Here is a 25,021-nt window from a genome sequence, read left to right as displayed (position 1 = left end):
GCCGCCTGCTGCCACTGATCGCGAGGCACCATGCTGATCGATTTCTTCTTCTCGCTGCGCCACGCCAAGCTGCCCGTCTCGGTCAAGGAATACCTGACCATGCTCGAAGCGCTCAAGGCCCAGGTCATCACGCCGTCGATCGACGAGTTCTACTACCTGTCGCGCATGACGCTCGTCAAGGACGAGAAGCACTTCGACAAGTTCGACCAGACCTTCGGCGCCTACTTCAAAGGCGTGGAAAGCCTGGTCGACTGGAAGTCCGACATTCCGCTCGACTGGCTGCAGAAGACGCTCGAGCGCGAGCTCTCGGCCGAGGAAAAGGCCAAGATCGAGGCCATGGGCGGACTCGACAAGCTCATGGAACGCCTGAAGCAACTGCTCGAAGAGCAGAAGGAAAAGCACGAAGGCGGCAACAAGTGGATCGGCACCGGCGGCATTTCGCCGTTCGGTCATGGCGGCTACAACCCCGAGGGCATCCGCATCGGCGGACCGTCCAAGGGCAACCGCACGGCCATCAAGGTGTGGGAAGCGCGCACCTACAAGGACTATGACGACCAGGTCGAACTGGGCACGCGCAACATCAAGGTCGCGCTGCGCCGCCTGCGGCGTTTCGCGCGCGAAGGCGCCGACACCGAACTGGACCTGGACGACACCATCCATGCCACGGCCGCCAATGCCGGCCTGCTCGACATCAAGCTGCGCCCCGAACGCCACAACAAGGTCAAGGTGCTGATGCTCATGGACGTCGGCGGCTCGATGGACGACCACATCAAGCGCGTGGAAGAGCTGTTCTCGGCCACCAAGACCGAGTTCAAGCACCTCGAGTACTACTACTTCCACAACTGCCTGTACGACCACGTGTGGAAGAACAACCGCCGCCGCCACGCGGAAAAGCTGGCGACTTGGGACTTGCTGCACAAGTACACGCCCGACTACAAGATCATCTTCGTCGGCGACGCCACCATGAGCCCGTACGAGATCCTGCAGCCCGGCGGCTCGGTCGAGTACAACAACGCCGAGGCCGGCTCGGTGTGGCTGAACCGCATGACCGAGCAGTTCCCGCACTTCGTCTGGCTGAACCCGGAACCGGAAGGCCTGTGGCAATACCGCCAGTCGATCACGGTCATCAACCAGTTGATGAAGGGACGCATGTATCCCGTCACGCTGGCAGGACTGGAATCGGCAATGAAGGTGTTGTCGAAGTAAGGGTTGTCGAACAACGACGAGAGGCGCCTGCGGGGCGCCTCTTTTTTTCAGATGAGGATTCGTCCTTCGTCGGCGCCCTCCATCAGCCACGCGCGGAAGGTCTGCAGGGCCGGCAGATGCTGCTTGTGCTCGGGATAGCACAGGTAATAGCCCTTGTTGCTCAGCACCCGCGCCGGATGCGCGACTACCAGCGCGCCGTTGGCCAGCTCTTCCTCGATCAGGCAACGCGGGATCAGGGCGATGCCAAGCCCCGACAACGCCGCCTGCGTCAGCAGCGAGAACTGGTCGAAGCGCGCGCCGGCCCACGCGTCGCGCGTGGGCACGCCAAGTTCCGCGAACCAGTCCGGCCACGCTTCCGGCACCGTAGTGTGGTGCAACAGCGGATACCGCAGCAATGCGTCGGGCGACCCCACCGTGCCGTGCGGCGGTTCGCCAAGCAAGCCCGGCCGGCACACGGGCACGATTTCGCGGCCGATCATGTAGTCCGCCACGCTGCCCGGCCACACGCCCACGCCGAAGCGGATGGCCGCGTCCAGTTCGGGCTCGTCGAATACATAGCCCTGAGCGTGCGGGATGAATTCCAGCTTCACTTCCGGGTGGCGCGCGAAGAACTGGGGCAGCCGCGGGATCAGCCACTTGGCGCCGAGCGTCGGCATGCTCGCGATATGGAGGGTCCCGGCCTGCTGCTCGCGGCCCGCCGCCTCGACCGTCGCGGCCTCGATTTCATCCAGCGTCGGACGGATACGCTCCAGGTAGCGCGCCCCCGCCGGCGTCAGCTCCAGCCGCTGCCGCACCCGTTCAAACAGTTCCACGCCGAGCAGCGATTCCAGGCTGCGCACCTGCTTGCTGACCGCCCCCTGCGTCACATGCAGGTCCCGGGCGGCGGCAGTGAAACTATTGTGGCGGGCAGCCGCCTCAAATGCCTGCAACTCGGTCATCGACGGCATCATACGCCGCATACATCACCTCAACTTCACGACCAAATGGAATGATCGTGCGATTTTATTTCGTTTGCCGGCGCCTTGCTGGCGCGAGCAGAATCGGGGAAACCGCTTTTCTCCCCGCTCCGATTCCTTCCTGCTCCGCAAAAACCATGCAACGTCGACAAGTTTTCCGCGTTCTCGTCGCGGCCTCGGCCGCTTTTGCCGCCTGCGCGGCGCTGCCCGCCGCAGCCCAGACCCATTATCCGAACAAGCCGATCACGCTGGTGGTGCCGTTCCCGGCCGGCGGCACGACCGATATCGTGGCGCGCATCGTCGCCGACAAGCTGGGCCAGCAGCTCGGCCAGGCCGTGGTGGTCGACAATCGCGGCGGCGCGGGCGGCAGCATCGGCACCGCCTACCTGGCCAAGGCCGCGCCGGACGGCTACACGCTCGGCATCGCCACGGCCTCGACACACGGCATCAACCCGGCGGTGTACCCGCGGCTGTCCTATGACGCCACCAAGGACTTCACGACCATCACGAACCTGGCCTCCGTGCCCAATGTGATGAGCATTCATCCGTCCGTGAAGGCCACCGACATGAAGTCGTTCATCGCGCTGGCGCACTCGCAGCCGAACAAGCTGGCCTATGGCTCGGCCGGCAACGGCAGCGTGTCGCACATGATGGGCGAGCTGTTCAAGATGAGCAGCAAGACCGAACTGCTGCACGTGCCATACAAGGGCGTCGGCCCGGCGCTGAACGACGCACTGGCCGGCCAGGTCCAGGTGCTGTTCGACAACCTGCCGTCGTCGCTGCCGTTCATCGAAGGCGGCAAGCTGCGCGCGCTGGCCGTGGCCGCGCCCAAGCGTGTGGCGGCACTGCCGAATGTGCCGACCTTCGCCGAACTGGGCCTGCCCGAGGTGAACGACGCCGCATGGTTCGGCCTGATCGCCCCCGCGAACCTGCCGGCCGACCTGCAGGGCAAGCTGAACGCGGCAGCGATCAAGGTGCTGGCGTTGCCCGAGGTGAAGGCTAAACTGGAAAAGCTGGGCGCCACGCCGGTGGGCAACTCGCCTGCGCAGTTTGCCGCGCAGATCAAGAGCGAAGTGGCCAAGAACAAGCGCGTGGCCGTCGCGGCCAAGATCTCCCTCGACTGATTGCCGCCGTACCATGACCGAAGCAGACCGAAATACCGCGGACAGTCCGTACCAGCTTTACCAGCCGGAGGGCCCGGTGAGTGCGCTGTTCCTTGACTCGCCGCACAGCGCCACCGTCTATCCCACGGACTTCCGCCCGGATGCGAGCCTGCCCCTGCCGCTGCTGCGGCAGGCCGAAGACACCTTTGTCGACGAACTCTACGCGGGCGCCCCGGCACGCGGCATTCCGCTGCTGTGCGCGGGCTTTCCGCGCAGCTACCTGGACGCCAACCGCGCGCTCGAGGAAATCGATGAAGCCCTGCTCGACGCGCCGTGGCCCGGCGCGAAGCAGGTAACCGCCAAGACCCGTCTCGGCAAGGGCCTGGTCTGGCGCGTGCTCGACACCGGCGAAGCGATCTATGACCGCAAGCTGAGCATCGAAGAAGTGCAGTCGCGCATCAACCGCTGCTACCTGCCTTACTACGCGCAACTGCAGAAGCTGGCCGATCATGCGGTTGCCGAGCACGGGGCGGCATGGCACATCAACTGCCATTCGATGCCGAGCCAGGCGGCGCAATACGCCACCGAGTTCCCGGGGCTTCAACACCCCGATTTCGTCGTCGGCGACCGTGACGGCACCACCTGCGACAAGCGCTTCACCGACCGCGTCGAAGGCGTGCTCAAGGACATGGGCTATGACGTCTGGCGCAACCACCCGTACAAGGGCGTGGAAATCGTGCGCGTGGTGGGGCAGCCGCAGACCGGCCGCCACAGCCTCCAGCTCGAGATCAACCGCAAGCTCTACATGGACGAAGCAGGCCTGAGCCACACCGCCGGCTTTGCCAAGCTGCGGCACGATCTGAACACCATGCTCGACGAGCTGCTGAAGTTCACGCGCTCCATGCCCGCTCGCGCCCTGCGCTGAGCCGCGGCAGCAAGTGTCCCGGATGCAGCGCGCTGCATCCGGGTTCACCTCAGTTGCATAACAGACAGGCTCTCTGATATGGCCTCGCGATCATTGATGTATTAGAAGAATGGGTAACAAAGTTTAGGAACTTTGCAAGATAGGTTTCCTCTATCATGGCAATCCTTTGCGAACCCACGCTTGCCGGAATGGCAAGACAGACACCGTGATCCGACGAATTTCCAGACTGATCGGCAGCCGCCTCAGCATGCTGGCCGCCGCAGTAACCGGTGCGTTGGTGCTGGCGGGCTGCGCCAACATGCCGGCTGATGGCACCGACGCCGCCAGCAGCCAGTCCGCGGCCGCGGCCGCACCCGCCCGCCCCGCCGTCGCGCCCGCCCCGGCAGCGCCCGCCACCGAGCCGACCAAGACCATCAACCTGCCCGACCGTGGTCGCGTCAGCCTTGCCGAATACCGCGCGAAGATGCGCGAGCAGCTGATGAAGACGGAGAGCGCCACCAGCGACGTCGCCGACTGCGCTGCGCATGCCAGCTGGGTCGTGCCGCGCTCGGCCACCTACGACGCGCTCAAGATCCCCACTGGCGCGCTCGCCAGCGGCCAGGCCACGGTGGAATCCTGGAACGGACGCTTCTCGCAGGGCAAGCAGGCCGTTCCGGTCAACTCCGTGGTGACATTCGCCGCACTGGCGCACAAGCGCCGCGGCGAGGAGCCATGGCAGCCGGTCAAGGTCCGCTGCGGCTATGACGAGGGCATGATGCTGGCCTATGAACTGCTGGACGGCAGCGGCGCCACGATCTCGGAACCCGCGGCCGCGCCGGCCGTCCAGACGTCCGGCCACGCCTCCGCCGGCAAGAGCCACAAGGGCGCGAAGGGCGGCAAGTCCAAGGGCTCGTCGACGGCATCGAGCAAGAGCAGTTCATCGGGCAAGTCTTCGGCCAAGGCGTCCTCGTCTTCGTCCAAGTCGACCGGCAAGAGCACGAGCAAGAAGCAGTAGCCGACCCCATGCAAAAAGGCCCGCCATGACGGCGGGCCTTCGTTGCTCGCTGCGGCCGGCCTCAGCCTAGAAACTCCAGGACTGCCGCCAGCATCGCCGTGCCCAGCAGCGCGCTGCGCGCGCCATTCCAGCCGACTACGGCATCGGGCAGGTCCGCGTTGTCCTTGAACGGCATTTCCAGCGTCAGCGACAGGCAGCCGAAGGTGTGGCCAATGTACTTCGACGCCAGCTTGAGCGCGTCGGCGTTGTACTTGCTGGCCGCATAGCCGTGCACGTCCTGGAAGTCGGGCGTGACGCGCTTGAACGCTTCGATGAAACGTGCCTGCTCGTCGCGCTGCTTCTCGGTGAAGCTCGGCAGCATCTCGCTGCCGGCGACGAAGTTGTAGGGCAGGCCCTCGTCGCCGTGGATGTCGAAGAACAGGTCGCAGCCGGTGGCTTCGATCGCGCGGCGCACGTGCCAGACCTCGGGGCTCGTGTCCGGGCTCGGCGTCATCCATTCGCGGTTCAGGTTGGCGCCGGCGGCGTTGGTGCGCAGGTTGCCGCGCGCCGAGCCGTCCGGGTTCATGTTCGGCACGATATGGAACACGGTGCGTTCGAGCAGCCGGCGCGCGACCGGGTCATGCGCCCACATGCCGGTGCCCGTCAGGCGCTGCAGCACGCCTTCGCAGAACCACTCGGCCATGCTCTCGCCGGGATGCTGGCGCGCGATCATCCAGATGGTCTTCTTGCCGGGGCCGGGCTGGCCCACGGTGACGCGGGTCAGATCGCGGCCATCGACCGTGCTGCCGAGGTGCGACAGCTTCGCCAGCGGCGAGCGCTGGCAGGTCGCCAGCAGCGACAGGTGGCGCTCTTCCGGATAGGGCTCGAAGTACGCCAGCCACACGCTGTCATGTTCGGGCGTGAACTCGACGGCGAGCACCTGGCCGTCATAGCGCGTCGGCACGCGGAACCAGTTGGCGCGGTCGTACGATGCCACCGCGCGGTAGTCGCGCCAGCCGTCCGGATAGGTGCACTCGCCGGCGTTCAGGAACTGCAGCCGGCACGCCTGCCCCGCCGCGCCCTGCAGGCGGAAGTGGAACCACTGGCGGAAGTCCGCGTGGGAATCGGCGCGGATGCGCAGGCGGATGTCGTCGGCATGGTCGAGCGCTTCGACTTCGATCGCGCCGGAATCAAAGTGGGTCGAGATATGCAGGCCTGAGGTCATGGCGGGCAGCTCCGTGGAGGGGTTCAGTCTTCGAGGCGGCGGCGGAAGACCCAGCGGCCGTCGTCCGAGGCGGCGGCATCGAACGCATAGCCGTCTTCGGCAAAGCGCTTGAGCGCGGCCGGTTCCGTGACGCGATGCGTGACCGCATAGCGGGCCATGGTGCCGCGCGCGCGCTTGGCGTGGAAGGAGATGATCTTGTAGCGGCCGCCCTTCCAGTCCTCGAACACCGGCGTGATGATGCGCGCATTCAGCACCTTGGGGCGCACCACCTTGAAATATTCTTCCGACGCCAGGTTGACCAGCGTGGGCGCGCCCTCGTGCTTGAGGCCGGCCATGTCAGCGTTGAGCAGCTGCGTGACATCGTCGCCCCAGTACGCATAGAGGTCCTTGCCCGCGGCGGTATCGAGGCGCGTACCCATCTCGAGGCGGTAAGGCTGCATCCAGTCCAGCGGGCGCAGCACGCCGTACAGGCCGGACAGGATGCGCACATGCTTCTGCGCGAAGCCCAGGTCATCGGCCGACAGGCTCTTCGCATCGAAGCCGTCGTACACGTCGCCGTTGAAAGCCAGCACCGCCTGCTTGCTGTTGGCGGCGGTGAACGCCTCGGACCAGTCCGCGTAGCGCGTGACGTTGAGCACCGCAAGCTTGTCGGAGATGTCCATCAGCGCGCCGACGTCCTGCGGCGCGAGCTTGCGCAGGCGCGCGATCAGCGCGGCGGAACGGTCGATGAAACGGGGCAGCGTATGGGTCTTGATGCGCGCGGGGGTCTCGTAGTCCAGGGACTTCGCGGGGGACAGGACGATGAGCATGGCAGAATTGCGGGAAACACAAAGCCAAGATTGTAGCGAATGACCAACCCGACTTCCGACGACACCTCAGCGCCCCGCCCCGCCGACATCACATCCGGCGCCAGCCCAGCCCCTCGCGTGGTACTGGACTCCAATATCTGGGTCGACCTGCTGGTCTTCGGCGACCCGCACGTCACGCCGATCCGCGCCGCTCTGGAGGCCGGCACCATCGCGCCGGTCATCCGCGCCGATTGCCGCGAAGAACTGCGCCGTGTGCTGGCCTATCCGCAATTCGCGCGTTTTGCCGTCGATATCGAAGCGGCGCTCGCGGTCGTGGACCGCTTCAGCACGCTCGAGCCCCTGCCCGCCCAGGAACACGCCGACGCCATCCGGCTGCCGCGCTGCAAGGACACCGACGACCAGAAGTTCGTCGAGCTCGCGCACTTTTCCGGGGCCGCCTGCCTGGTGTCGAAGGACAAGGCCGTGCTCAAGCTCAGGAGCCGGCTGCGCCGTTCCAGCGGCGTGGAAGTGATGACGCCGCCCGCATTCGGCCAGTGGCTGGCCGCGCTTGCCGCCGCAGCCTGATCGCCCCGAATCCCTTTAGAATGGCCGCTGTTGCCGCCGCAGCCGGTCCGGCAAGCCGTTTTCCGCCATTGCACTCCATCGTCGCAGCCATGTCCGCAGATTCCACCCTTGCCCCGCTGACCCCGCCCGTGTCGCGCCTGCCGTCGGTCGGCACCACGATCTTCACTGTGATGTCGGCGCTGGCGGCCGAGAAGAACGCCGTCAACCTGGGACAGGGGTTTCCGGATTTCGATTGCGATCCGCGCATCGTCGATGCCGTGACCAACGCCATGCGCGCCGGCCACAACCAGTACCCGCCGATGGCGGGCGTGCCGCGCCTGCGCCAGGCCATCGCCGACAAGATCGCCACGGTGTACGGCCACCGCTACAGCTGGGAAAGCGAGATCACCGTCACGGCCGGTGCCACGCAGGGCATCCTCACCGCCATCCTTTGTGCGGTGCATCCCGGCGACGAGGTGATCGTGCTGGAGCCGTGCTACGACAGCTACCTGCCCGCGATCGAGCTGGCCGGCGCGACCGCCGTGCCGGTCACGCTGGAAGCGCCGGAGTTCCGCGTGCCGTTCGACCGCCTGGCCGCGGCCATCACGCCGCGCACGCGGATGATCCTCATCAACACGCCGCACAACCCGACCGGAACGATCTGGCGTGCCGCCGACATGGACAAGCTGGCGCAGTTGCTGGCCGGCACCGACATCCTGCTGCTGTCGGACGAGGTCTACGAGCATATGGTCTATGACGGCCAGCCGCACGCCTCGGTCTCGCGCCATCCGGAACTGGCACGGCGCAGCTTCGTGGTTTCGAGCTTCGGCAAGACCTATCACGTGACCGGCTGGAAGGTCGGCTACGTGGCCGCGCCGGCGGCGCTGTCGGCGGAATTCCGCAAGGTGCACCAGTTCAATGTGTTCACCGTGAATACGCCGGTGCAGCATGGCCTGGCCGACTACATGGCCGACCCGGCGCCGTACCTGGAACTGTCCGCCTTCTACCAGGCCAAGCGCGACTATTTCCGCGCGGGGCTGGCCAGCACGCGCTTCAAGCTGCTGCCGTCCGAAGGCACGTACTTCCAGTGCGTGGATTACTCCGCGATCTCCGACCTGAGCGAGGCGGATTTCTCCATGTGGCTGACGCGCGAGATCGGCGTGGCGGCGATCCCGGTCTCGGCCTTCTACACGCAGCCGCGTGAATCCGGCGTGGTGCGCTTCTGCTACGCCAAGAAGGAAGAGACGCTGGCACTGGCGCTGGAGCGGCTGGCAAAGCTCTGAGAGCCGCGCAGCAGAAACAGAAACGCCCGCGGCATGCCGCGGGCGTTTGCGTCTGGCACGGCAGCCGTGCTTACTTGTTCCGGCTCAACATCAACTCGGTATTCGCCTTGCGGTCGGCATTGACCTTCTGCACCGACGGCCGCTCCGACAGCGTCTTCAGATAGTCCTTGACCGGCAGGTCGGCCAGCAGGTCCTTGCCGTAGATGATCTTCGTGCACGACGACACCAGCGGCAGGTGGACCGCCGCGGCGCAGTCGGCCAGCGTGAAGGTATCGCCCGCGATATAGGGCGAGAACTTCGCCAGCCTGGCGAACGCCGGGATGTAGCGCGTCAGCAGCTTGAGCTGGCGCTCCTTCACGTTATCGCTGACCTTGCCGCCGAAGAACGCTTCCGGATACAGCTCGCGCACGGTCAGTTCCAGGTACAGCTCCAGGAAAGTGACGATCTCGCGCACCTTGCCGGCCTGCAGCGGATCGCGCGGCAGCAGGCGGCGTCTGCGGATAGGCGGCTTCCAGGTATTCGTTGATCACCTCCGACTCGCACAGCGAGCCCGATTCGGTGATCATGTAGGGCACCTTGCCCGCTGGCGTCGCTGCCAGGTCGGTCTCGCCGATCCACGCCAGCACCTCCTCGAACGGCACATTCTTTTCCAGCAGTGCCAGCTTGACCTTGTTGTAGTAGTTGCTCGCGGCAAATCCGCACAGTTTCAGCATCTCGTCTCTCTCCTTTGGAATCCACGCTTGCGGGCACAAGCCTGCAGCGATTGTGAACCATCCCGGTCTTCTGGTACCGCCGGACTGGCCGATCAGCGCACGCCGCCTGCCTTCCGGCCATTTCCGGAAAGATGCATAAAACGTACGATCGTGCTAATTTAACCACAACTTCAGGGACGCAATATGAGCACTTTCACCATCGACACGCTCGGCATCGTCGGCACCGGCGCCATGGGCCGCGGCATCGCCCAGATCGCCGCGCAGGCGGGCCTGACCGTCAACCTGTACGACGCCAACCCGCAAGCGGTGGAGGCCGCGCGCAAGTATCTGCAGGATACGCTCGGCAAGCTGGCCGAAAAAGGCAAGATCACGGCGGCCGACGCCGAGGCCACGCTGGCCCGCGTGAAGCCGTGCGGCGCGCTCGAAGACCTGGCCGGCTGCGACATGGTGGTGGAAGCCATCGTCGAGAAGCTCGAAGTCAAGCGAGATCTCGTGGCGAAGCTGGAAGCCGTGCTGCGTCCCGACGCGGTGATCGCCTCGAACACCTCGTCGCTGTCGATCACGGCGATCGCCGTCGGCGCGAAGGAGCCGGGCCGCGTGGTCGGCTACCACTTCTTCAACCCGGTGCCGCTGATGAAGGTGGTCGAGGTCATCGACGGCCTGTCCGGCAACCCGGCCGTGGGCGATGCGCTGATGGCGCTGTCGCGCCGCATGGGCCATACGCCGGTGCGCTGCAAGGACATGCCGGGCTTCATCGTCAACCATGCCGGCCGCGGCATGAATATCGAAGGCCTCAAGGTCGCGCAGGAAGGCGTGGCCGGGTTCGCCGACATCGACAACGTGATGCGCGAGCAGGCCGGCTTCCGCATGGGGCCGTTCGAGCTGATGGACCTGACCGGGCTCGATGTGTCGCACCCGGTGATGGAGTCGATCTACAACCAGTTCTACCAGGAGCCGCGCTACCGCCCGTCGCCGATCACGGCGATCCGCTCGGTCGGCGGCCTGGTCGGCCGCAAGGCCGGTGCCGGCTTCTACCGCTACGTGGATGGCCAGAAGCAGGTTCCGGCCACGGCCGCGGTCCCGTCGGCACGTCCGGCCAGCGTGTGGGTCAGCCGCGCCAATGAACGCGGCCACGCCATGGTGGCGAAGCTGCTCGGCGCGCTCGGCGTTACGCCTGAGAGCGGCGACCAGCCGTCCGCCGACGCGCTGATCGTCGTTACGCCGCTGGGACTGGACGCCACCACCACGGCGCTCCAGCAGGGCCTGGACGCCTCGCGCACGGTGGCCATCGACACCCTGCTGCCGTTCGACGCCACCAGGCGCCGCACGCTGATGACCACGCCCGCCACCGGCGCCGCCGCGCGCGACGCCGCGCACGGCCTGTTCGCGAGCGACGGCGTGCCGGTCACGGTGATCCGCGACTCGGCCGGTTTCGTGGCCCAGCGCGTGCTCTGCTGCATCATCAACATCGCCAGCGATATCGCGCAGCAGCGCATTGCCTCGCCGGCGGACATCGACCTGGCCGTGAACCTGGGCCTGGGCTACCCGAAGGGACCACTGGCCCTGGGCGATGCCGTCGGCCCGCAACTGGTGCTGGAGACCTTGCGCAATATGGAAGCCCTGACCGGCGACATGCGCTACCGTCCGAGCCCGTGGCTGTGGCGCCGTGCGGGCCTGGGCCTGTCGCTGCTGACCGAAGAGAACTGAGGAGCCTCGGCTCCCCCACCCCCGCAACACCCGAGGCTGCCCATGACCGCGCAACTGCTTTCCTCCCGCGTCGACGCGACGCTGGTGCTGACCATCTCGAACCCGGAAGCGCGCAACGCGCTGCATCCGGACATCTACGCCGCTTCGTTCGAGGCGCTGAACGCCGCCGCCAGCGATGATTCGCTGCGCGCGGTCATCATCACCGGTGCCGACGGCATCTTCTGCGCCGGCGGCAACCTGAACCGGCTGCTCGGCAACCGCTCGAAGCCGCCCGCGGTCCAGGCGGAAAGCATCGAGACGCTGAACCACTGGATCGAAACGCTGCACGCGTTTCCCAAGCCGGTCATCGCGGCAGTGGAAGGCCCGGCCGCCGGCGCGGGCTTCTCGGTGGTGCTGGCCTGCGATTTTGTGGTGGCCGCGAGCGACGCCAAGTTCGTCATGGCCTACGTCAAGGTGGGCCTGACGCCCGACGGCGGCGGCTCGTACGAACTGGCGCGCGCGCTGCCGCGCGCATTGGCCAGCGAGCTGATGATGGAAGGCAGGCCGGTCGATGCCGCCAGGCTCGCGCAGTTCGGCATGGTCAACCGCGTGGTGCCGCCAGGGCAGGCGCTGACCGAAGCCCTGCGCCTGGCCGAGGGACTGGCCGAGCAGTCGCCGCATGCGGTCGGCCGCATCAAGGGCCTGATCAACCATGCGGCCTCGGCCTCGCTGACGGAACACCTGGCGGCCGAGCGCGATAATTTCGTGGCCGCGCTGCACCACCCGGACGGCGGCGAAGGCATCAGCGCCTTCCTCGAAAAGCGCAAGCCGCGCTACCGCTGAACGTTGCACTGAACAACGCGGCGCCTCACGGCGCCGCCGCAGCCAGCCCGCGCAAGACGGGTCTGCCCAAGAATGGGAGACATGCATGGAATTGCCACCGTCCTCACGCCGCCGCATCTACTTGATGCGCCATGGCGCCGTCTCATACTTCGATGAAGGCGGCCGTCCGGCACTGCCTGAAATGGTGCCGCTCAACGAGACCGGCCGCATGCAGGCCACCGCCGCCGGGCGCGCCTTCGCAGCCGAGAACATCCGCTTCGACCGCGTCATCGTCAGCGGCCTGCCGCGCACCGTGGAAACCGCGCAGCGCGTGCTGGCCGAACTGCCGGCGATGCAGGGCGTGGTGCCCGAGATCTGGCCGGAACTCCGCGAAATCCGTGGTGGCGACCTGTCGGCCATTGCGACCGAGGACCTGCGCGACGCCTTCGTCGGCGCCTTCGAAGGGGAAGTACCCGAGCACAAGCGCTTCCTGAACGGCGAGACCGTCGGCGAGTTCCTGGACCGCGTCCTGCCGGCCCTGCAACGCCTGCGCGATCAGCCGGACTGGGATACGCTGCTGCTGGTCCTGCACGGCGCCACCAATCGCGCCATCCTGTCTCAGGCCATCACCTGCGGCCGGCGCGTATTCTTCGGCTCGCTGCTGCAGACCGCGGGCTGCATCAATGTGCTGGACATGGGCGACGATGCGCTCGACTGGGTCGTGCGCATGACCAACTATTCGCCGCCCACGCCGGTGCACAGCGGCACGCGCCACACCACGATGGAAGTCCTGCTGCACCAGTACCTGCGCGGACGGCAGCCCGCTGCCTGAGGCGCCAGCCCGAACACCGAACGTCATACCCGATACCATCAGAACATCACCGGAGACAGCATGAGCAGCAACGTATCGCACTTCGAAGGCACGCGCCCCGTGGCGGACCAGCAGCGTTTCGACATGGCCGCGCTGGAAGCCTGGATGCGCCAGCATGTGGAAGGCTTTGCCGGCCCGCTGAGCGTGGAGCAGTTCAAGGGCGGCCAGTCCAACCCGACCTTCAAGCTGGTCACGCCGGGCCAGACCTATGTGATGCGCGCCAAGCCCGGCCCCAAGAGCAAGCTGCTGCCATCGGCCCATGCGATCGAGCGCGAATACCGCGTGATGGCCGCGCTGGCCGGCACCGACGTGCCGGTCGCCAGGATGTATGCGCTGTGCGAGGACGAATCGGTGATCGGCCGCGCCTTCTACATCATGGAGTTCGTCAGCGGCCGCGTGCTGTGGGACCAGTCCCTGCCGGACATGACGCCGGCCGAACGTGGCGCCATCTACGACGAGATGAACCGCGTGATCTCGGCCATGCACAGCGTCGACTACCAGGCCATCGGGCTGGGCGACTACGGCAAGCCCGGCAACTACTTCCAGCGCCAGATCGAACGCTGGAGCAAGCAGTACAAGCTGTCGGAGACCGAGTCGATTCCCGCCATGGATTCGCTGATGGACTGGCTGCCGCAGCATATTCCGCAGGAAGACGCGGACCTCACCTGCATCGTCCACGGCGACTACCGCCTCGACAACCTGATGTTCCACCCGACCGAGCCGCGCGTGCTGGCCGTGCTCGACTGGGAACTGTCGACGCTGGGCCACCCGATGGCCGACTTCGGCTACCACTGCATGAGCTGGCATATCGCGCCGGGCCAGTTCCGCGGCATCGCGGGCCTGGACCATGCCGCACTGGGCATTCCCGACGAGGCGACCTATCGCCGCCTGTACGAGCAGCGCACCGGCCGCGCCATCAGCGGCGACTGGAACTTCTACCTGGCCTTCAGCATGTTCCGCATCGCCGGCATCCTGCAGGGCATCATGAAGCGCGTGGTCGATGGCACGGCCTCCTCGGCGCAGGCGCTCGACGCCGGCAAGCGCGCGCGCCCGATGGCCGAGATGGGCTGGGAATACGCGAAGAAGGCGAAGCAATAAGCACCTGACTGCCAAGCCTGGATTCTGTCGGGCAGGCCTAGTCATCAGACAACAGCGCGCCATGGCGCGCTGTTGCGTTTCCGGCGCTGTAACCCGCGACTTCGCGGGGTTATTGGGGGTATCTCAGTATTTTCCCGGTATCAGGATCGCGCAAAGCCGTCTACTATGCAAGCCATGTTGTATGACGACTGATAATTAAGCGATTTCCGGAGATATTGTATGACCTCTCGCCGCATATTCCTGCAGCAGGCCTCCAGCCTGGCCGCGCTCGGCGCGCTTGGCGGCGCGTCCGTGGCGCTGCCGCGCCTTGCCCATGCCGCCGATGCGTGGCCCAATCGCCCGATCCGGCTGATCGTGCCCTACCCCGCCGGCGGCTCGTCGGACATCATCGCCCGGATGATCAGCAAGCAGCTTGGCGAGGCACTCGGCCAGCCCATCGTGGTCGACAACCGCCCCGGCGCCAACGGCAATATCGGCGCGGCCATGGCGGCGCAGTCCGGCACCGACAACCACACCCTGCTGCTCTGCGACGTGGGCGCGCTGGCCATCAGCCCCTCCGTCTATACCAAGCTCACCTTCAATCCGGGCAAGGACCTGAAGGGCGTGGCGATGCTGGCCTACTCGCCGCACCTGCTGGTCGTGCATCCGTCGGTCAAGGTGTCGAACCTGAAGGAACTGGTCGAGTTGTCGCAGAAAACGCAGTTGAATTTCGCCGTCACGGCCATCGGCAGCGCGCCGCACCTGGCCGGCGTGGCGGTGGCCCAGGCTACCGGCGCGAAGTGGCAGTACGTGCCTTACAAAGGCGGCTCGCAGGCGATTGCCGATACCGTTGGGGGCACGGCACAGGTGCTGATGAACGGCATGCTCGCCACGCTGCCGCAGGTGCAGGCCGGCAAGCTCAAGCTGATCGCGGTATCCAAGCGCACGCGCATGCCGCTGGTGGGCCAGACCCCGACCATCGCCGAACAGGGCGTGCCCGGCTTTGAGTCCGGCACGTGGCAAGGCGTGATGGCGCCGGCCGGCATGCCCGATGCCATCGTGAACCGGGTCAACGCGGAACTGGTCCGCATCATCCGCTCGCCCGAGATCCGCGCACAGCTTGCCGGCCAGGGCGCGGAAGTGGTGACCATGACGCCAGCGGAAACCGGCCGCTTCTACCAGACCGAGGAAGCGCGCTGGGCCAAGGTGGTCAAGGTTGCGGGCGTGAAGCTGGACGCCTGACGGCGCCAGCGCGTTGAAGAAAGCCTATTGAAGACAAAAAAGGCGGGACCATGAATCCCGCCCGCTTCATGCCTCGTGCGCTCATTCCCCGAGCGCCACCCCTTCGCGCCGCGGGTCGGCGCCGCCCGCCCAGACCAACCTGCCGTCCGCGCGCTGACGCCGCATGATGGCCTGGGTGCCGCTCGTCATCTCGATTTCAGCTACCTGATGACCGCGCTGCTTCAGGGCCTCGGCCAGTGCTGGCGTGACCAGCCCCTTTTCCAGTTCGGTCGGCCCGTTGCGACTGCCAAAGTTGGCCATGCCGATGGCCGCCTGCACGTCCATGTTCCAGTCGAGCAGGCCCACCAGCGTCTTGGAGACGTACTCGATGATCTGTGAGCCGCCCGGCGAGCCCACCGTGCCCAGGAACTTGCCGCTTTCCCGGTCGAACACCAGGGTCGGCGCCATCGACGAGCGCGGGCGCTTGCCGGGCTCGACGCGGTTGGCGACGGGCTTGCCGTTCTCGCTCGGCAGGAAGGAAAAGTCCGTGAGCTGATTGTTGAGCATGAAGCCGCGCACCATCAGGTGCGAGCCGAAGTAAGCCTCCACGGTGGTGGTCATCGAAATCGCCCCGCCGCGGCTGTCCACGGCGACGATCTGCGACGTGGACACACGCGGCGGCGAGCGGTCCGGGGCGAATGCCACCGCGGTACCCGGAGGCACGCCTGGCTGCGCCTTGCCCATGCTCTTGTCCTCGATCAGCGCCGCGCGCTGCTCCAGGTACGCGGGGCTGACCAGGCCAGCGATGTTGACAGGCAGGAAGTCCGAATCGGCCACGTAGAGGCCGCGGTCGGCATAGGCCAGGCGATCGGCCTCGGCAATCGCGTGGACGGCATCAGGATTGGCTTCCATCACGGCCGGCGTACTGACCGCCGTGGGCTTGAGCGCCGCCAGGGCGTACTTCGGGTTGCGCGTCTCCAGCGCCTGCAAGGTACCGAGGATCTGGGCCAGCGCGATGCCACCGGACGATGGCGGCGGCATGCCGCAGATCTTCCAGCGCTTGTAGTCGGTGCAGACCGGCGCCCGCACCTTGGCCCGGTAATTGGCCAGGTCGCGCGTCGACAGGCTGCCCGGATTGGCGCTGCCGTTGACCTTCGCGACGATATCGCGCGCAATCGGGCCGGTGTACAGCGCATTGGCACCGCTCGCAGCGATCGTGCGCAGCGTCTGCGCGAGCTGAGGATTCTTCAGCATCGTGCCGGCCGGCTTGGGCTTGCCCTGCGCATCGAGAAAATATGCAGCCATCTCGGGGGAGTTCTGCAGGAACTTGTCGCTGGCCACTTGCGCGTACAGGCGCGGCGAGATCGGGAACCCGTTCTCGGCCAGCGAAATCGCCCGCTGGAACAGTTGCGACCATTTCAGCTTGCCGTACTGGCGGTGCGCCATTTCGAGCGCGCGCATCACACCGGGCGTGCCCACCGAGCGCCCGCCGATCTGCGCCTCGCTGAACTCCATCGGCTTGCCGTCTGGCCGCAGGAAGAGGTTCTCGGTGGCGCCGGCCGGCGCGGTCTCGCGTCCGTCGAAGGCCTGCACGCGCTTGCCATCCCAATACAGGATGAAAGCGCCGCCGCCGACGCCCGACGCCTGCGGCTCCACCAGCGTCAGCACCGCCTGCATGGCAATGGCAGCATCGATGGCCGAACCGCCCTGGCGCAGCGCGTCGCGTCCGGCCTCGGTGGCAAGCGGATTGGCCGCGGCGGCCATGTACCGGTCGGCATAGACCGTCGACATGTCGGTGCGGTAGCCCGACGCAATCTCCGGCGCGGGTGGCAGGGCTGCCGTGGCGGGAGGCGCCTGCGGCGCCGCTGGGGCGGCGGGCGCCGCTGGGGCGGCGGGCGCCGCTGGGGCGCCGCTTTGCGTGCCGCAGGCGGCCAGCAGCGCCGAAAACGCCACAATCGTCGAACCGCGCCAGATTGTCCGGGATGCAAGCAGGTGGGCCATGCGATATCTCCGCCAGGAACGATGTGCCGATTGTAGTGGCCGCAGGCGCACCGCGGTGTCGGACAAAGCCTGACAAGAACCCACTGGCTCCCGCCGGTGGGGCATGGCGAGGTGGCGAATGCGGCTCAGCGCGTCATGAAGGACCAGCCCAGGTTGACCGCCTGCCCGCCAAGCTTGCCGCTCACGGCGACGTTGTAGCGCTGCCCGCTGGCCAGCGGCGCCAGCGGCGTGCAGATCGCCAGGCCACGCGCCGCGCCGGACAGGCCGGACGAGTGGCTGTCCACCTTCAGGCAGTCGACATTGCGGCCCTGCGCGTCCGTGATGGTGAAGGTGTCGGCATCGAACTGCAGCGAGGTATTGATCGCCTGCAGCGACACCGGATAGCCCATGGTCTTGCCGTCGTAGCCGGGAGCCGGATTGGGGCTTTCCGAATTGACCCAGCTGGCCGGCACGTCGGCCTGCCCGTCGAACGGATACGCGACCATCTGGCTGTCCGTGCCGCCCTTCGAGGCATCGGCGAGATCGACGGTCTGGTAGTAGTAGGCTGCGGTGCCGCTGCCGTTGGGGCCCACGCTCTCGGCATAGCCGCTGCCCGCGGAACCGTAGCTGCCCAGCAGCGCGGCGCGGTGGAATGGCGCGTTGACGAGGTCCGATACGAGCGAGTCCTTCGGCGACAGTGAAAGCTGCGCGTTGGCTGCCGATGTCCACTTGTTCGCCGCCGCCACCACCTCTGCGTTGGCATTGGTCGGATACGCGGCCTGGATGCGTGCATCTGGCGTGGCGCCGGTGTAGCCGGGCTTGCCCGAGACTTCGTCGTGCGTCAGCGTCTGGTTGGCCAGCATGTAGGCCGTGTGGTTCTGCGCCACGCTGTTGAGCGCATCGCGGGCGGCCAGCGGCGGCAGGCCGACCTGCTCGCGCCGGTAGTTGGCATAGCACAGGCCCGCGCTGCGCGCGTCGTCGAGCACGCGATAGTTGCCGACGGCGCTGCCAAGCGCGGGCAGCAGCGTCACGCCGCCGCCAGCCGGCGCGGCAGGCCTCGCGCCGCTGACCGTATAGCAGCCGCCCGCGGTGGCCGGCGTGGATGCGGCCTGGGTCGAACCGCTCTGCCCCGATGGCTGTGCGCTGCCGGTCGCGGCAGCACCGCCGCCGCCATTTCCGTCACCACCGCCGCCACAGGCGGCAAGGACCGACAACAGCGCGGCGCCGCACAACGTCCGCATGCGCAGCGGCACGGCGCGTGATTGGAATGAAATGGATGCGTTTTCAACAGGCAAGCGTTTCCCGGTCATCGATCTGGATAGTCGTGGTGCTGATGGAGAAACTGCCCGTGGCAGCCCGGCAATGCGGGCGCAGCAGGACATCACCGGTACGCAGGCGCGGGCTTGCGGGGTGACCCCGGGGGCAGGCGTGACCCGGTGATGGTAGGGAGGGGGTAGGCGCGCGTCCAGCGCGCTAACAATGGCTTACGTGTGACCCGCGCGCACTGCACCGCGCGATCTCAGGTCGCGGAAGCGGGCTCGGGCGTGCCGCCGCCGAGCGCTGACATCACTGTCATGAGCTGCTCGCGCAGCCAGCGATTGGCGCCGTCGTTCTCGCCGCCGGCATGCCAGTACAGGTGCAGCTCGAGCGACGGCACCTTGAAGGGCAGCGACAGGATGCGGTTGGCATAGGGCTCGTTGGCGATGCGCGCGTAGCGCAGCGGCAGCGTGGCCAGCAGGTCCGTGCAGCTCACCACGCGGCAGGCCGCGGCGTAATGCTGGCAGCGCAGCCGTACCCGGCGCGTCAGCCCCATGCGGTGCAATGACTGGTCTTCCAGCCCGGCGCCGCGGCGCCGCGACGACACGTGCACGTGCTCCGCGGCCAGGTAGCGCTCCAGCGTCAGTTCCTTCTTCACCAGCGGATGATCGCGGCGCGCCAGCACGACCATCGGGTCCGCCATGAACGGAGCGTGATGGATGGCGGGCGATACCGGCAGCAGGATGTCGATCGCGGTATCGATGGTCCCGGCCAGCAGTTCGGATTCCATCTCGCGCCGGTCAAAGCGGATCGCGGCGATCTCCACCTGCGGCGCCGCCGCCGTCACGCGCGCCATCAGCGGCGGCAGCAGCGTGGATTCCAGCGCGTCGCGCATGCCGATGGTGAAGCGGCGCACGGTGTTGGCCGGATCGAAATGCGGCGTGTCCTGCAGCGTACGCGCGAAGGACTGCAACGCCGTGCGGATCTCCGACGCAAGCGAACGCGCCAGCGGCGTCGGCGCCATGCCCTGTCCGCGGCGCTCGAACAGCGGGTCATCGAACAGGCCGCGCAAGCGACCCAGCGCATGGCTCACGGCAGGCTGCGTCAGGTTGAGCTGGCGCGCGGCCGCGGTGATGCTGCCTTCGCTGTAGATGGCGTCAAACACCACAAAGAGATTGAGATCGATGCGGGATAGCTGCATGGCAGCCATTCTGGCACGGAATGCAGGACATTGATACTGGCAAATCCAGAAAATTCATTTTTGTTATTACCAAGTTTCGGATAGAGTGCATTGCATCGGCTCATGCCGTCGTACGCTGCTGACTGACCGTACCAAAACCGAGTCGCCGGACCCCCGGCGCACCACCACCTGGTTACGAGGAGACCCCATGCAATTCGAATACACGCCGAAGGTCAAGGAGATGCAGGCCAAGCTGCTGGCCTTCTTCGACCAGTACATCTACCCGAACGAAAAGCGCTTCTACGAAGAGGTCAACGCCAATCGCCAGGCCGGCAACGCCTGGGTGCCGACCAAGCTGATCGAGGAACTGAAGCCCAAGGCGCGCGAAGCCGGCCTGTGGAACCTGTTCCTGCCGCGCTCGCCGCGCGCTCCGCAAGGCCTGTCGAACCTCGAATACGCGACCCTGTGCGAGATCATGGGCCGGGTGCCCTGGTCGGCCGAGGTCTTCAACTGCGCCGCGCCCGACACCGGCAACATGGAAACCCTGGAGCGCTACGCGTCCGAGGAGCTGAAGGATCAATGGCTGGAGCCGCTGCTCGCCGGGGAAATCCGCTCTGCCTTCCTGATGACCGAACCCGCGGTTGCCTCCTCCGATGCGACCAACATCGAATGCCGCATCGAGCGCGACGGTGACCACTACGTGATCAACGGCACCAAGTGGTGGTCGTCGGGCGCCGGCGATCCGCGTTGCAAGGTCTACATCGTGATGGGCAAGACCGACCCGAACGCGGGCCGCCACGAGCAGCAGTCGATGATCGTGGTGCCGGCCGACACGCCGGGCATCACCATCAAGCGTTTCCTGCCGGTGTTCGGCTACGACGACGCGCCGCACGGCCACATGGAGATCGAACTGAAGAACGTGCGCGTGCCGGTTTCGAACATCCTGCTGGGCGAGGGCCGCGGCTTCGAGATCGCGCAGGGCCGCCTCGGCCCGGGCCGTATCCACCACTGCATGCGCAGCATCGGCGTGGCCGAGCGCGCGCTGGAACTGATGTGCAAGCGCAGCCTGGAACGCGTGGCCTTCGGCAAGCAGATCGCCCGCCAGGGCGTCACGCAGGAACGCATCGCCGAAGCCCGCTGCGAAATCGAGATGGCCCGCCTGCTCACGCTCAAGGCCGCCTACATGATGGACACCGTGGGCAACAAGGTGGCCAAGGCCGAGATCGCGATGATCAAGGTGGTGGCCCCGAACGTGGCGCTGAAGGTGATCGACTGGGCGATCCAGGTGCATGGCGCGGCCGGCGTGTCGAGCGACTTCCCGCTGGCCAACTGGTGGGCACACCAGCGTACGCTGCGCCTGGCGGATGGTCCGGACGAGGTGCACCGCAACGCCATCGCCAAGCTGGAACTGGCCAAGCACATGGGGCTGGACCCGAAGGAAGTGAAGATGCCGGTGACACGCGGCTTCTGAGCACGCTCCCGCAAAAGTTGCCGGCCACCCCTGCCGGCAATATGGAAACGCGCAGCCTGGCTGCGCGTTTTTTTCTTCTGTGCTTAAATCCTCCGGCCTTCCCCCCGAATTTCCGTATCGCAGCCAGGAGAGTTCTTGCGATGATCGATGTCTATAGCTGGCCGACAGCCAACGGCCACAAAGTCCATATCATGCTCGAGGAGTGCGGCCTCGAGTACAAGGTCCACCCGATCAACATCGGCGGGGGCGACCAGTTCGGCGAGGACTTCCTCAAGATCAGCCCGAACAACAAGATCCCGGCCATCGTGGACCCGGACGGGCCGGACGGGCAGCCGATCTCGCTGTTCGAGTCCGGCGCCATCCTGCTCTACCTGGCCGGCAAGACCGGCAAGTTCCTGCCGGAAGACGTGCGCGGCAAGTACGAAGCGCTGCAATGGCTGATGTTCCAGATGGGCGGCGTCGGCCCGATGCTGGGCCAGGCTAACCATTTCCGCCTCTACGCGCCGGAAAAGATCGAGTATGCGGTCAATCGCTACACCAATGAAGCGAAGCGCCTGTACGGCGTGATCGACACGCGGCTCTCGCGCCACGAATGGCTGGCCGGCGAGCAGTACACGATTGCGGACATCGCCACCTTCCCGTGGCTGCGCGGCTGGCAGAACCAGGGCATGGAGCTCGACCAATACCCGCACCTGAAGCGCTGGTTCAACACCATCGCCGAACGCCCGGCCGTCAAGCGCGGCGTGGAAGTCCTGGCCGGTGCGCGCAAACCGCTGCAGGACGACAAGGCGCGCGAAATACTGTTCGGCGCCACGCAGTACAAGCGTCACTGACGCACGACTACTCCCGGGCGGCTTGCATGCCGCCCCGGGCGACGCCGCCGCTCAGGCCGGCACGCACGCCTCCTGGCTTCCGTACGGCGCGTGCGTCATCTCCATGACACCGCACCGCGCCCCGGGCAACAGTCGCGAAGCATCGCAGGCATCCCGCATCCCGGCCTGCGCCGCTCCACCGCAAAACAGCAAGCCGGTAGCGGGCAGCAATGCCTCCAGGCTGTACGACTCATGCGGATCGGGCACGAACAACGTCCCGGGCTGTATGAAATTCAGATAATTCTCTCCGCCCTGCGACCAGCGTATGCAAAGTCCGCCGCGGTGGCATAGCGCCCAGCGCAGGCCGCCGACCTGAACGCACTCCCCTGCCGGCAATTGCGCGAATCCGGCGTGCATGACCGGCGTCGGCTGCGTGCCGCCGCAGACAAATTCCAGTTCGTCGCTGACGTCGTCGCGCATCGTAGCCACGCATCCCAACGCGCCGCATGACAGTTCACCTTGCAACAAGGTGTCTTCGAATGACGTGGTGTCGCCAGGAGCCGAACTATCATCGGGCACGACGCGGACCAGGATGCTGTCGAGCGCCGCGCGGACCTCCATCGGCATGCCCGGCACCGGCGCAAACATGTCGGCGCAGCCGATCAGCACCGCCTCGTGACCCGGCGCGGCGATGCGGATGCCTCCGCGCAGGCAGGCCCACCATTCGCCGCGCGTGGCCATGAAGGCGCGCTGCGTTTGACCGGCCGGCAGGAAGACGTAGTCGCACGTGCTGCCCGGCCCCGCACAGGCCGGCAGCAAGCGTGAATGAAATCCGATATGAAGGTCCGCTGGTGCGGCACGGCCGCGGCTGAAGGCGCGCATGGGCGCGTCGAACAGCGAGTAGATCTGCATGGCAATCCCCTGACAGAGCGAAGGAGACACGATGGTCCCCACAGACGCAACGACACCCGCGCATTCGACGCGAGCCTGCCCTTGCGTGTTGCCCCGTTTGGCACGGCCATCAGGCCGCCCGGTTCCAGCCACGGTGCTGCGCCTTTTGTCTTGCACATCCCTTGAACTGCGGATCAGGCACCAATGGTGAGTGCGAATATAAGTTGTCGTGGCCGCAGCGTCAAACTCCTAGTGTCCTGTTCCGCAGCTATGTCACATCGATCATGACTGACCAGACTCTCAGACAATTCGGATTGCATCTTGCCACGCTGCGCAAGCAGCGCGGCTGGTCGCAGGAAACGCTCTCGCTGGAAAGCGGACTGGCCCGTTCGTACCTGAGCGGAATCGAACGCGGCAAGCGCAACCTGGCGCTGCTCAATATCTGCATGCTGGCGGACACGCTCGGCGTGCCGCGTTCGGAGATGCTCGACTTCCCCAGGCAGGGCAGCACCGGGGTGCAGGTGGAAGAGCCGCGCCCGGTGTTCGGCAATGCGCAGAACGCCGCGATCGAGGCCACGCTGCGGCACATGGCCGAACTCAACGAAGCCGAGGTCGACCTGGTAGCGGCCGTGGCCCGTGCGCTGGCGCGCAAGGGCAGCTTCAGGCAAGGGTAAGGCTCAGACGCCCAGCATGCCCTGGCGCTCGATGAAGCGGATCACCTCGTCCAGCCCCCGCCCCGACTTGACGCTGCCCATCACGAACGGGCGCTCCCCTCGCATCTTGCGCGCATCGCTTTCCATCACCTCGAGCGACGCGCCGACATATGGCGCCAGGTCGGTCTTGTTGATGACGAGCAGGTCCGACTTGGTGATACCCGGGCCGCCCTTGCGCGGGATCTTCTCGCCGCCGGCCACGTCGATGACGTAGATGGTCAGGTCGGACAGCTCCGGGCTGAACGTGGCCGCCAGGTTGTCGCCACCGGACTCGATGAAGACCACGTCTGCATCCGGGAACCTCGCCAGCATGCGATCGACGGCTTCGAGGTTGATCGACGCGTCTTCGCGGATGGCGGTGTGCGGGCAGCCACCGGTTTCCACGCCCATGATGCGCTCGGCAGGCAGCGCACCGGAGATCGTCAGCAGCCGCTGGTCTTCCTTGGTGTAGATGTCGTTGGTGATGGCGACCAGGTCATAGCGGTCGCGCATTGCCTTGCACAGCATCTCCAGCAGTGTGGTCTTGCCGGAACCGACGGGACCGCCGACGCCGACGCGCAGCGGAGGGTACTTCTTGGTACGAGCCTGGGTCATGATGGCTTCGGGATTCAGGAACGGAACAGCCGGGAATACTGCGTTTCGTGGCGTGACGAAAGCAGGCCCAGCATCGGGGAAAAGGTGGAAAGCTGCGGCGGCGATGCCGCGGCGCGCTGCGCGGCCTCATCGACCGCGGCCAGCACCGCATCGTGCAGGCGCCGCAGCATGTGCTGCCCGGCCACCTGGCCAAGCGGCACCGCCTTGATGGCGGCGGCAACCTGGTTCTCCGCCCAGTTGAAGCAATAGGCGGCCAGGCCTTCGCGCTCGTCCACCTTCAGCGCCACGCAAGCCGCGGCGAAAGCGGTAGGCAGGCACGTCGGCGACAGCGTGGCCAGATGCGCGCGCAAGGCTTTGTCGCCCCACTCCATCTGCCCCACCAGCTTCGCCAGCGACCAGCCCATCTGCTCGGTTTCGAGCCGCAATTCGGACGTCTCGCGCGTGGCGTGAAACCAGCCGTTCCATTCGCGTACCGCATCGATGTCCAAGGTGCGCCAGTGGCGATGGAGCAGCAGCCACAACGGGGCTTCGCACTGCGCCTGCACATGCAGCAGGTTGTCGCGGATCCAGCGCTCGGCGGAATCGGCATCGCGCACGTAGCCGCAGTCGATGGCGCCTTCAAGACCTTGCGAGTAGCTGAAGCCGCCGATCGGCAACGCCGGGGAGGCCAGGTGCAACAGGGAGATGAGTTGGCGCAGCGGTGTCATGGT

Annotated in this window: 24 protein-coding genes and 1 pseudogene; 15 read left to right on the top strand and 10 right to left on the bottom strand. The window is 66.5% G+C overall.

The features are described from left to right. Positions 1-30: 30 nt before the first annotated feature. Positions 31-1,206, top strand: coding sequence for a vWA domain-containing protein (locus KHO22_RS14140; RefSeq protein WP_211947768.1), 1,176 nt, complete (start codon positions 31-33; stop codon positions 1,204-1,206). 47 nt (positions 1,207-1,253) lie between these two features. On the opposite strand, the gene KHO22_RS14135 is transcribed toward KHO22_RS14140, so the two are convergent. After that, on the bottom strand, positions 1,254-2,165 hold the full coding sequence (locus KHO22_RS14135) for a LysR substrate-binding domain-containing protein (protein WP_211947767.1): 912 nt from the start codon (positions 2,163-2,165) through the stop codon (positions 1,254-1,256). A gap of 134 nt (positions 2,166-2,299) precedes the next feature. Here KHO22_RS14135 and KHO22_RS14130 point away from each other — a divergent pair, with 134 nt between their 5' ends. The 3 genes from KHO22_RS14130 (at position 2,300) to KHO22_RS14120 (ending at position 5,184) form a co-directional block, all read left to right on the top strand. Then, positions 2,300-3,286 (top strand): tripartite tricarboxylate transporter substrate binding protein BugE, encoded by a 987-nt coding sequence (locus KHO22_RS14130; protein ID WP_211947766.1) that lies wholly within the window; start codon positions 2,300-2,302, stop codon positions 3,284-3,286. A gap of 13 nt (positions 3,287-3,299) precedes the next feature. Further along, positions 3,300-4,190 (top strand): N-formylglutamate amidohydrolase, encoded by an 891-nt coding sequence (locus KHO22_RS14125; protein WP_211947765.1) that lies wholly within the window; start codon positions 3,300-3,302, stop codon positions 4,188-4,190. 205 nt (positions 4,191-4,395) lie between these two features. Continuing rightward, positions 4,396-5,184, top strand: a complete 789-nt coding sequence (locus KHO22_RS14120) for a BspC domain-containing protein (protein ID WP_368013927.1) — start codon at positions 4,396-4,398, stop codon at positions 5,182-5,184. A 61-nt stretch (positions 5,185-5,245) separates the two neighbouring features. Here KHO22_RS14120 and KHO22_RS14115 read toward each other — a convergent pair whose 3' ends face one another. Together KHO22_RS14115 and yaaA are read right to left on the bottom strand one after the other, a co-directional pair. Beyond that, complete coding sequence (locus tag KHO22_RS14115) at positions 5,246-6,388, bottom strand: M14 family metallopeptidase (RefSeq protein WP_211947764.1); 1,143 nt, start codon at positions 6,386-6,388, stop codon at positions 5,246-5,248. Between the two features lie 23 nt (positions 6,389-6,411). After that, positions 6,412-7,197 carry a peroxide stress protein YaaA gene (gene yaaA, locus KHO22_RS14110; protein ID WP_211947763.1) on the bottom strand — a complete coding sequence of 262 codons (786 nt, stop codon included), beginning with the start codon at positions 7,195-7,197 and terminating at the stop codon, positions 6,412-6,414. 39 nt (positions 7,198-7,236) lie between these two features. Between yaaA and KHO22_RS14105 the strand changes: the two genes are divergently transcribed. Together KHO22_RS14105 and KHO22_RS14100 are read left to right on the top strand one after the other, a co-directional pair. Beyond that, a complete protein-coding gene (locus tag KHO22_RS14105) occupies positions 7,237-7,761 on the top strand; it encodes a putative toxin-antitoxin system toxin component, PIN family (protein WP_211947762.1) in 525 nt (174 codons plus the stop codon). Positions 7,762-7,850: 89 nt separating this feature from the next. Then, on the top strand, positions 7,851-9,023 hold the full coding sequence (locus KHO22_RS14100) for a pyridoxal phosphate-dependent aminotransferase (protein ID WP_211947761.1): 1,173 nt from the start codon (positions 7,851-7,853) through the stop codon (positions 9,021-9,023). A 70-nt stretch (positions 9,024-9,093) separates the two neighbouring features. Here the strand turns inward: KHO22_RS14100 and KHO22_RS14095 are convergent. Beyond that, a pseudogene (locus KHO22_RS14095) lies at positions 9,094-9,736 on the bottom strand (glutathione S-transferase). A gap of 183 nt (positions 9,737-9,919) precedes the next feature. Here KHO22_RS14095 and KHO22_RS14090 point away from each other — a divergent pair. The 5 genes from KHO22_RS14090 (at position 9,920) to KHO22_RS14070 (ending at position 15,434) form a co-directional block, all read left to right on the top strand. Next, entirely contained in the window at positions 9,920-11,443 is a 1,524-nt protein-coding gene (locus KHO22_RS14090) for a 3-hydroxyacyl-CoA dehydrogenase (protein ID WP_211947760.1), read from the top strand. Between the two features lie 42 nt (positions 11,444-11,485). Next, positions 11,486-12,265 carry an oxepin-CoA hydrolase, alternative type gene (locus KHO22_RS14085; RefSeq protein WP_211947759.1) on the top strand — a complete coding sequence of 260 codons (780 nt, stop codon included), beginning with the start codon at positions 11,486-11,488 and terminating at the stop codon, positions 12,263-12,265. An 85-nt stretch (positions 12,266-12,350) separates the two neighbouring features. Continuing rightward, positions 12,351-13,076, top strand: coding sequence for a histidine phosphatase family protein (locus KHO22_RS14080; RefSeq protein ID WP_211947758.1), 726 nt, complete (start codon positions 12,351-12,353; stop codon positions 13,074-13,076). A 60-nt stretch (positions 13,077-13,136) separates the two neighbouring features. Beyond that, the gene (locus KHO22_RS14075) at positions 13,137-14,213 is read left to right on the top strand and encodes a phosphotransferase (RefSeq protein WP_211947757.1); all 1,077 of its coding nucleotides are present in this window, start codon (positions 13,137-13,139) and stop codon (positions 14,211-14,213) included. 219 nt (positions 14,214-14,432) lie between these two features. Then, complete coding sequence (locus tag KHO22_RS14070) at positions 14,433-15,434, top strand: Bug family tripartite tricarboxylate transporter substrate binding protein (protein ID WP_211947756.1); 1,002 nt, start codon at positions 14,433-14,435, stop codon at positions 15,432-15,434. Positions 15,435-15,515: 81 nt separating this feature from the next. Here KHO22_RS14070 and ggt read toward each other — a convergent pair whose 3' ends face one another. Both ggt and KHO22_RS14060 read right to left on the bottom strand, forming a co-directional pair. Then, on the bottom strand, positions 15,516-17,414 hold the full coding sequence (ggt, locus tag KHO22_RS14065) for a gamma-glutamyltransferase (protein ID WP_211947755.1): 1,899 nt from the start codon (positions 17,412-17,414) through the stop codon (positions 15,516-15,518). Between the two features lie 125 nt (positions 17,415-17,539). Further along, entirely contained in the window at positions 17,540-18,703 is a 1,164-nt protein-coding gene (locus tag KHO22_RS14060; protein WP_211947754.1) for a CAP domain-containing protein, read from the bottom strand. Here KHO22_RS14060 and KHO22_RS14055 point away from each other — a divergent pair. Further along, positions 18,633-18,833, top strand: coding sequence for a hypothetical protein (locus KHO22_RS14055; RefSeq protein ID WP_211947921.1), 201 nt, complete (start codon positions 18,633-18,635; stop codon positions 18,831-18,833). The genes KHO22_RS14060 and KHO22_RS14055 overlap by 71 nt on opposite strands. 79 nt (positions 18,834-18,912) lie before the next feature. On the opposite strand, the gene KHO22_RS14050 is transcribed toward KHO22_RS14055, so the two are convergent. Continuing rightward, on the bottom strand, positions 18,913-19,851 hold the full coding sequence (locus KHO22_RS14050) for a LysR family transcriptional regulator (protein ID WP_211947753.1): 939 nt from the start codon (positions 19,849-19,851) through the stop codon (positions 18,913-18,915). Between the two features lie 187 nt (positions 19,852-20,038). On the opposite strand from KHO22_RS14050, the gene KHO22_RS14045 reads away from it, so the two are divergent. Together KHO22_RS14045 and KHO22_RS14040 are read left to right on the top strand one after the other, a co-directional pair. After that, on the top strand, positions 20,039-21,301 hold the full coding sequence (locus KHO22_RS14045) for an acyl-CoA dehydrogenase family protein (protein WP_211947752.1): 1,263 nt from the start codon (positions 20,039-20,041) through the stop codon (positions 21,299-21,301). 140 nt (positions 21,302-21,441) lie between these two features. Continuing rightward, positions 21,442-22,134: a glutathione binding-like protein gene (locus KHO22_RS14040; RefSeq protein ID WP_211947751.1), complete on the top strand. Its 693-nt coding sequence runs from the start codon at positions 21,442-21,444 to the stop codon at positions 22,132-22,134. Positions 22,135-22,185: 51 nt separating this feature from the next. Here the strand turns inward: KHO22_RS14040 and KHO22_RS14035 are convergent, their stop codons facing one another. Further along, entirely contained in the window at positions 22,186-22,854 is a 669-nt protein-coding gene (locus tag KHO22_RS14035) for a hypothetical protein (protein ID WP_211947750.1), read from the bottom strand. Positions 22,855-23,288: 434 nt separating this feature from the next. Between KHO22_RS14035 and KHO22_RS14030 the strand changes: the two genes are divergently transcribed. Beyond that, on the top strand, positions 23,289-23,678 hold the full coding sequence (locus KHO22_RS14030; RefSeq protein WP_211947749.1) for a helix-turn-helix domain-containing protein: 390 nt from the start codon (positions 23,289-23,291) through the stop codon (positions 23,676-23,678). 3 nt (positions 23,679-23,681) lie between these two features. On the opposite strand, the gene ureG is transcribed toward KHO22_RS14030, so the two are convergent. After that, positions 23,682-24,311: an urease accessory protein UreG gene (gene ureG, locus KHO22_RS14025; RefSeq protein ID WP_211947748.1), complete on the bottom strand. Its 630-nt coding sequence runs from the start codon at positions 24,309-24,311 to the stop codon at positions 23,682-23,684. Positions 24,312-24,325: 14 nt separating this feature from the next. After that, positions 24,326-25,018 carry an urease accessory protein UreF gene (locus tag KHO22_RS14020; protein WP_211947747.1) on the bottom strand — a complete coding sequence of 231 codons (693 nt, stop codon included), beginning with the start codon at positions 25,016-25,018 and terminating at the stop codon, positions 24,326-24,328. Between the last annotated feature and the right edge of the window lie 3 nt (positions 25,019-25,021).

The sequence above is a fragment of the Cupriavidus yeoncheonensis genome (genome assembly GCF_905397275.1).
Lineage (GTDB): Bacteria > Pseudomonadota > Gammaproteobacteria > Burkholderiales > Burkholderiaceae > Cupriavidus > Cupriavidus yeoncheonensis.
The sequence above is the reverse complement of the archived record's forward strand: the minus strand, read 5'-3'. Positions and strand labels throughout refer to the sequence as shown.